The organism is Cellulophaga sp., from assembly GCF_039943695.1.
Taxonomy (GTDB): domain Bacteria; phylum Bacteroidota; class Bacteroidia; order Flavobacteriales; family Flavobacteriaceae; genus Cellulophaga.
This window is the reverse complement of record NZ_JBDVAA010000091.1, coordinates 1-2,282: the sequence shown is the minus strand read 5'-3', so window position 1 is coordinate 2,282 and position 2,282 is coordinate 1. Positions and strand designations below refer to the sequence as shown.

At 32.0% G+C, this 2,282-nt stretch carries 3 protein-coding genes; 1 reads left to right on the top strand and 2 read right to left on the bottom strand.

All coding sequences use genetic code 11. The features are described 5' to 3' along the window. Nucleotides 1-124 (top strand): mechanosensitive ion channel family protein (locus ABJD66_RS06370; RefSeq protein WP_348129479.1); only part of this gene is annotated, 124 nt, incomplete at its 5' end. A gap of 52 nt (nucleotides 125-176) precedes the next feature. Here the strand turns inward: ABJD66_RS06370 and tsaB are convergent. Then, nucleotides 177-860: a tRNA (adenosine(37)-N6)-threonylcarbamoyltransferase complex dimerization subunit type 1 TsaB gene (gene tsaB / locus ABJD66_RS06365; RefSeq protein ID WP_348129476.1), complete on the bottom strand. Its 684-nt coding sequence runs from the start codon at nucleotides 858-860 to the stop codon at nucleotides 177-179. Nucleotides 861-942: 82 nt separating this feature from the next. Then, nucleotides 943-2,282: TolC family protein (locus ABJD66_RS06360; RefSeq protein ID WP_348129473.1), on the bottom strand; the 1,340-nt coding region annotated here is incomplete at its 5' end.

The window sequence follows — 2,282 nt, the reverse complement described above, 5'->3', positions numbered from 1 at the left end:
TTGGGCTAAAAACGAAGATTTTTGGGCAGCGCACTTTTATGTTATAGAGGAATTAAAGCTTAGGTTTGATGATAATGACATTGAAATTCCTTTCCCACAACGTGTTATGAATCAAGCTAAATAATTCAATTTAAAATTGATAAAATTACAACCTCATTTAACTACGTTAGATGGGGTTATTTTTTTACCTTAGGTTTTACAATCATAAAGTCCTTAAGGTAGTATGGCTCAAAATAAGCCACATCTTCAAAATCTGAGTTTTTAAACTTAATAAATGACAATGCACACATTTCTTTAGCAGAAGGCACAGCATCTAAAATATATGCTGTATTTGCAGCGTCTAAAGTGTTTTTAATTTTTTCTGCTCCAGAACCTACAAAGTGTACTTTACTATATGTGTTTAAAACATCCTCATAAGAAGTTTCTTCAATAATTTTTGCCTCAGTTTCTTTAACTTGAGTAAAATCATTTAAGAAAACGGCAGAATACACCTCCATACGTCTTGCATCTAAAACAGCCACAACAGCTTCATTTTTTTTAGGTTTTGTTTGATGTGCTAAACTAGACAACGTAGCAATAGAAATTAATGGCACATCTAAAGAAAAACATAATCCTTTAGCTGCAGAAACACCAATTCTTAAACCTGTATAAGAACCAGGACCTTTGCTAACTGCAATAGCGTTAATATCTTTTAGTGTTAAAGAAGCCATTTTTAAAGCTTCTTCTATAAAAATATGCAGTTGTTCTGCATGCGAAAAACTAGCACTATTGTACTCTTTTAAAGCCAACACTTTTCCGTCTTTAGCCACACTTACAGAGCAGTTAGTGGTAGCTGTTTCTATATTTAAGATAATTGCCATAGCCCACAAAGATACAAGTTATAACATAAAAAAAGTCCATTAAACATATAGCTTAATGGACTTTAAAAATTATGTATTTAATTTACTCTAGCGTAACTGGTATGCCATAGTATATTTCTAATATTTTAATTCTGAATATGTAGTTGTATTTAGCATTTACCACATCTACAGCTGCATTATCTAATCTAGATTGTGACTGACTAAAATCAAAAGCATTCATTAAGCCAACATCAAAACGTTCTTTAGCAAAATCATACGCTTGTTTTCTTGCATCGTATGTTTTTTGAGCAGCCTCATATCTTTTTCCAAAAGACCTAACATCTAAATATGCCTGATTGATACTTGCCTCTAATGCTAGCTTCTCTTGCTCTGCCTGTAGCTTAGTTTGCTCCAAATTAAGTTTGGACCTTCTAATGTTATTACGTACGCTAAAACCGTTAAATACAGGTACACTTAAACTCATACCATAACCAATACCATCATTTTCTGACAACTGATCTGTAAAGCTTGCATTGGTAATTCTTTTTACAAAACTAGAATAACTAGTATTATACCCAATAGATGCATTTAGTGTAGGATATAAGGCTCCTTTAGCTATTTTAACATCTTTTTCTGCTATATCAATATTTGTATCTGCTAATTTTATATTACCTCTAATTGTAAGTGCTTTATCATAAACTTCTTTTGCTGTATAATTATATATCTCAGACGGCGGAACCTCATAACTAGATTCTGCTATATCAAAATTTTGATAATCTGTAATTTGTAATAATTGAGCCAAAAATAATCTTCTAAGCACAACATTATTTTCACCATTCACTTTTTGCTGCTCATAATCAGCTATAGTTGCTTCTAGTTCTAACAAATCTCCTTTTGGCACTGTACCAGCTTCAACTAATGCTTTTGTACGTTCGTAATCTTTATCTGAAAGTTCAGACTGAAGTACTATAACCTTTAAAGACTCTTTGGCTGCTAACACATCTAAATAAGCATTAGCCACATTAAGTACAATATTATCTTTAGTACCATCTAATCTATATTGACTAGCAATAGTATTTAATTTTGCTTTGTTATAATTATGTATGTTACGCAAACCGTTAAAAAGTGTAACTCCAGATGACAGACCAGCGTTTAGAGAGAAAAACGTACCAGATACCCTTTGATTCGTAGTCTGGTCAAAACCAGAACCCTTACTCCATGAACCGTTAGTTGAACCATTTAAGCTTGGTAGAAAATCTCCCAAAGCATCAGACTCACCTAATTTAGTGCTCTCTAATTGCAGTTCTAACTGCTCTACATCTATATTGTTTTCTAATGCATAATTTATACATTCTTCAATACTCCATTTTTTTTGTTGCGCATTGGTTAATGTGGCAGCAAACAGAAGTAGTATTAGTGATATTTTAAGATTCATATATTTTT

Excerpts from the sequence above, each read along its gene's own strand:
- tsaB (WP_348129476.1), bottom strand. The coding sequence starts at position 860 with ATGGCAATTATCTTAAATATAGAAACAGCTACCACTAACTGCTCTGTA.